The organism is Actinosynnema sp. NPDC023658 (assembly GCF_040639995.1).
Taxonomy (GTDB): Bacteria; Actinomycetota; Actinomycetes; order Mycobacteriales; family Pseudonocardiaceae; genus Actinosynnema.
Map to the genome: position 1 here is coordinate 1 of NZ_JBFAAX010000461.1, position 4,642 is coordinate 4,642.

Here is a 4,642-nt window from a genome sequence, read left to right on the forward strand (position 1 = left end):
AGTCCGGCGAGCATGGCGTCGATCATCGGGCGGGTGACGTGGGAGTAGACGCCCATGACGCCGCGGAACTTGTGCCCGATCCTCTTGTGCTGCAGCACCTCGGGCACGCCGTCCTCGATCATCAAGGTCTGTGGGTGTGACGCAGGTTGTGGAAGTGCATGTGCGGTTTGATCGGCGCCCATCCCAGGGTCGAGTCGCCCCGCACGGCGGGTAGCCAGACCCGGCGGCGGAAGTTGGAGCGCCGGTGCTGTGAGGTGCCAGAACTCTGCGCCGCGGCGTTGAGCTGCGGCGATCGCACACCATGAGCCGTGAAGGCATGATCACCAGGATGGCGTTACGACTGCTGTACCTGATCTTCGTCTGGCTCGTCGGGTGGTTGGTTCTGCTCGGCCGGTCATCGACGGCCAAGGACGCGGAGTTGCTGGTACTGCGGCACGAGGTCGCCGTGCTGCGCCTGTGCCGCTCGAATAGTCATCGTCGCTGGTAGAAGCAAGGCTGCCACGGTGTTGGGACCTGTGGGGTGCCAGAACTCTGCATTAGGGCGCTGAGCTGGGGAAATCCTGAACCCTGGGATTCCAGGCATGATCGTCAGACGCGGCGCTACGACTGCTGTACCTGATCTTCGTTCGACTCGGTGAGTGGCTCGTGCTTCTCGGCCGGTCCTCCGCAGCCACGGACATCGGACTGCTGGTGCTGCGATACGAAGCCGCCATGCTGCGCCGGACCACCCCCGCCCGCGGCTGGAGCGGGCCGACGCGCGGTGCCCACCGCATTGTGCGCCGACTCCCCCGACGGCTGCGCGAACGAGCCGTCGGCGACCACGTTCCGGCCGGGCAACGCCGTGCTTGGGCCACGTACGCCCTCTACCTGCACGGATGAGGTCATCGGCAGGCATGATGGCGGCGGCACCGCCGCCATCCTCGACGTCATGCGCGGTGACGCCCTGTGACATCCAGGAACGCCCGGCGACAGCGCTGAACACCCCGTGAGGGCTATTGTGGCCAGGTGACCGCAGCAACAGCACCGGAACCACGGTACGGCCAGGGCGGCCGCCCGTTCGCCGACGCCAGCCCGGCCCGAGTGCGCGCCGCGCTCATCCCCGAGGAGCGCGACCAGTGCGATCCCGAGTGGCGCCAGGTCATGGCCGCCGCCACCGAGTCGTTGGACCTCACCGAGGTGTTCGCGACCCTGGAGTCCTGGCGGCGCATCGCCTGGATCACCGCCTCCCAGGGCGCAGAGGCCCACCGTGCGATGTACCGGCGCGCGGCCGAGAGCCTGACCGGTCGGGAGATCCCGGCCGACGAGCCGGTGACCGACACGAAGGCGCGGCTGGGCCTGGTCTGAAGCGTCACCGCCGTGTACGCCGTCACCCTCGACGAGGACTCCCGCCACCAGGTCGACGCCCTGCCCGCCGAGGCCCTGGCGCCGTTCGCCGAGCTGCGCGCCGTGCTGGAGGTCGCGCCGTGGAACGGCGAGCCCTACCACCGCGGCAAGCCCGAAGCCCCGATGCGCACGATGAGCTTCGCCGAAGGCCGGGGCCAACTCGTCTACCTGATCCTGGACGACCAGCGCCGCGTCGACGTGCTGCTGGTCCTGTGGGCCGGCTGATCGTCGACACTGTGATCGACACCCGGTGAAGCTCTGTGCCTTGTACCTGTGGAATTTCAGAACTCTGCACTGAGGCGCTGAGCTGCGGCGATCGCGCACCACGAGCGGTAGGAGCATGATCGTGAGGCGTGGCGCTACGACTGCTGTACCTGATCTTCATCCGGCTCGTCGGCTGGCTGGTTCTGCTCGGCCGATCGTCGGCGGCCAAGGACGTGGAGCTGCTGGTGCTGCGACACGAAGTCGCCATGCTGCGTCGGGTCAGTCCCCGCCCGCGGTTGGACTGGGCCGATCGCGCTGTGCTCGCCGCGTTGGTCCGACGCCTACCCGACTGGTTACGGCAACACCGGTTGGTGACACCGGGCACCGTCCTGCGGTAGCACCGGCGTCTGGTCGCGAGGAAGTGGACCTACCCAAACCGCACCGGCCGACCTCCGATCGACGACACCATCGTGGTGATGATCGAACGGATGGCACAGGAGAACACCGGGTGGGGCTACCGCCGGATCCAGGGCGAGCTGCTCAAACTCGGCCACCGGGTGGCCGCGTCAACGGTTCGCCGCGTGCTCAAGCGCCTACGCATCCCGCCCGCGCCCCGGCGCGACACCGACATGTCATGGCGCAGATTCCTGCGCGCCCAGGCAGCCAGCCTGTTGGCCTGCGACTTTCTTCCACGTCGACTGCGCAGTCACCCTCAAGCGCGTCTACGTGTTCTTCGTAATGGAGCTCGCCACGCGTTACGTGCACGTCCTCGGCACCACCACGAACCCGGACGGCCCTTGGACCACGCAACAAGCCCGCAACCTACTCATGGACCTCGGCAACCGGGCCGACGACTTCCGGTTCCTGATCCGCGACCGGGCCGGACAGTTCACCGCCTCGTTCGACGCAGCCCTCTCTGGCGCCGGCATCCAGGTCATGAAGATCCCACCGCGCTGCCCGCAAGCCAACGCTTACGCCGAACGGTTTGTCGGCACCGTCAGACGCGAAGCCACCGACCGACTGCTCATCATCAACGAACACCACCTGCGAGCGGTACTCGACCGCTACGTCTCCCACTACAACCACCGCCGACCACACCAAGCCCTACAACTCATACCACCGCGACGAGACCTGCCGATCGCAGAGTCGGCCTGTACCTCGATATGCCGCCGACCAGTCCTCGGCGGCCTGATCAACGAGTACGAACATGCAGCCGCCTAACCGCAGGTCAGACCATATGACCGACTTCTGGCACCCCACAGGCCTGGAGGTGCTCTCAGCCGTCGCTTCGACCGACGAAATCGGTCAAGTGATGCGAATAGACATCCATCTCGACAGTCGGGTGATCACGGCCCGATCTTTCGGTGGGGAGATCGTCATAGCTACGAATCCATCGTAGCTTGACCTTGTCAGAGATTTTGAAGTAGACGGACGTGTCGCGGAAGATAGCCGATAGGTATCGAGCCGAAAGTGCTCGGTTGCCTGCACGATGGCGTAACGGACGCGGAAGCCTGGAAGTAGCCGCAGACGATGTGGTGGCGCTGGCGGCAGCGCAGAAACTGTCGGATATTACGACGAGGCGGTCGACGTCGTGAGCGTGGGAGGAATTCACGTTGCGCTTGAGATCGGCATTGAGCAGCTCGTCCGGGTTGAGGTCGGGCCTGTAGCCTGCGGGGTATCAGAACTCGGCACTGGCATGCCGAGCTGCGACAATCCCGCACGCTGGACCAGCAGGGCACGATCGTCAGGTGTGGCGCTACGACTGCTGTGCCTCATCTTCGCCCGGCTCGGTGACTGGCTGGTCCTGCTCGGCCGGTCCCCGGGCCAAGGACGTAGAAGTGCCGGCACTACGGCACGAGGTCGCCGTGCTACGCCGGATCAACCCTGTGCCGCTCGGAATACCATCGCTGCTGGTAGAGCGGGGTGTCGCCCCGTTGGGGCCATGTCCGGGTGATCGTGTCCCTGCTGTACAAGGTGACCCGGAAGTTGTTGTCCGTCCCGGCGGTGCTGCTGCGCGGCGAGGCGGCGAATCGTATGGTCCCATCCAACGTCGAGGCACTGATTGCCGACCTATTCGGTTGACGGTATTTGGGGCCTGGGTTCTTCGTTCACCGCCAGAAGCCGCTGGGTAACACTTTCCGGGTCAGGTCGCAAGTCCAGCACCCGCATCGCGGTGACAGACTTGAGTCGGTCCCGCAAAACAGGATTTTCGACTTCGTCGATCAAGCGTAGGGTCTGCTCCAGCCTGCGGTCGTCCTGAAATTCCCGCTCCATCTTCTCAGCCTGTTCGGTGAGATGCTTTCGCGCCCTGCCCGCATGTACGGCAAACGCTCCACCGCACGAGCCAATAATCACCCCGCTCAGAGCAGTGAGCAACGTAACGTTGCCGCGCCCGACGACGTCGAATCTCGTGAGCGCCAGGATGCCACCCGCAATCACAACGGTCGCGCCGATGGTCATGAATATAACGCTCAGTCGAAACGTCGTACCGGCCTGCTTGAGCGCCTGTCTGTAGAAGTCGAACAAGAATGCTTGTCGACTCTTCGACAAACCGTCCTGGTCCGCACGCTCATCGGGTCGGTCGAGGTCGAGTGACACACTTTGGTCGCGCCCCGCCTGATGAATGAAGGTGCCGCCAGCGTATACGTTGATCGTATTCCGCTCGGCATGGGCAACCGAATCCTCACCGGGCAGCGGGTCCTGATCATCTTTCATGGCACTCCGGTCCGTGAAGGTAGGTGGTGCTGTCCCGGCCCACGGGGCAACCCACCGGCGAGCGCTTCCGGCCGCCACGGCGGCCGTAGGTCCAAGATGCCACAGTCGGCCAGGCCCGAGGTCCGCCCGAGCCGGGAGTGTCGGCGACTAGATGTTGCGGGTCATGACGTTAGTGACGGTGGGGCGGGCCTGAACGTGCGGACGGGTCTTTCGGCGGCAGGATGAGAAGTGCGACCAACTCGTCCGCCGAGCAGAAAGACCCGTCCGTGCTCCTGTGCCGCTCGAAAAGTCATCGCCGCTGGTAGAGCGGGGTGTCGCCGCGTTGGGACCATGTCCGGGT

At 65.3% G+C, this 4,642-nt stretch carries 8 protein-coding genes; 7 read left to right on the forward strand and 1 reads right to left on the reverse strand.

Going from position 1 to position 4,642, the window contains the following annotated elements; genetic code table 11:
* The first annotated feature begins 328 nt into the window (after positions 1–328).
* The 7 genes from AB0G02_RS28920 to AB0G02_RS28950 all read left to right on the forward strand — a co-directional run bounded on the left by AB0G02_RS28920 (position 329) and on the right by AB0G02_RS28950 (position 3,669).
* A complete protein-coding gene (locus AB0G02_RS28920) occupies positions 329–487 on the forward strand; it encodes a hypothetical protein (protein WP_360799915.1) in 159 nt (52 codons plus the stop codon).
* A gap of 273 nt (positions 488–760) precedes the next feature.
* Entirely contained in the window at positions 761–949 is a 189-nt protein-coding gene (locus AB0G02_RS28925; protein ID WP_360799918.1) for a hypothetical protein, read from the forward strand.
* A 56-nt stretch (positions 950–1,005) separates the two neighbouring features.
* Positions 1,006–1,344, forward strand: a complete 339-nt coding sequence (locus tag AB0G02_RS28930) for a DUF6247 family protein (protein ID WP_360799921.1) — start codon at positions 1,006–1,008, stop codon at positions 1,342–1,344.
* 12 nt (positions 1,345–1,356) lie between these two features.
* On the forward strand, positions 1,357–1,608 hold the full coding sequence (locus tag AB0G02_RS28935) for a hypothetical protein (RefSeq protein WP_360799924.1): 252 nt from the start codon (positions 1,357–1,359) through the stop codon (positions 1,606–1,608).
* A 128-nt stretch (positions 1,609–1,736) separates the two neighbouring features.
* A complete protein-coding gene (locus AB0G02_RS28940; RefSeq protein WP_360799927.1) occupies positions 1,737–1,985 on the forward strand; it encodes a hypothetical protein in 249 nt (82 codons plus the stop codon).
* A gap of 340 nt (positions 1,986–2,325) precedes the next feature.
* A complete protein-coding gene (locus AB0G02_RS28945) occupies positions 2,326–2,808 on the forward strand; it encodes an integrase core domain-containing protein (protein WP_360799930.1) in 483 nt (160 codons plus the stop codon).
* A gap of 729 nt (positions 2,809–3,537) precedes the next feature.
* Entirely contained in the window at positions 3,538–3,669 is a 132-nt protein-coding gene (locus AB0G02_RS28950) for a hypothetical protein (protein WP_360799933.1), read from the forward strand.
* Here AB0G02_RS28950 and AB0G02_RS28955 read toward each other — a convergent pair.
* Positions 3,658–4,302, reverse strand: a complete 645-nt coding sequence (locus AB0G02_RS28955; protein WP_360799935.1) for a hypothetical protein — start codon at positions 4,300–4,302, stop codon at positions 3,658–3,660. The two genes, AB0G02_RS28950 and AB0G02_RS28955, sit on opposite strands and share 12 nt — an antisense overlap.
* Positions 4,303–4,642: the final 340 nt, after the last annotated feature.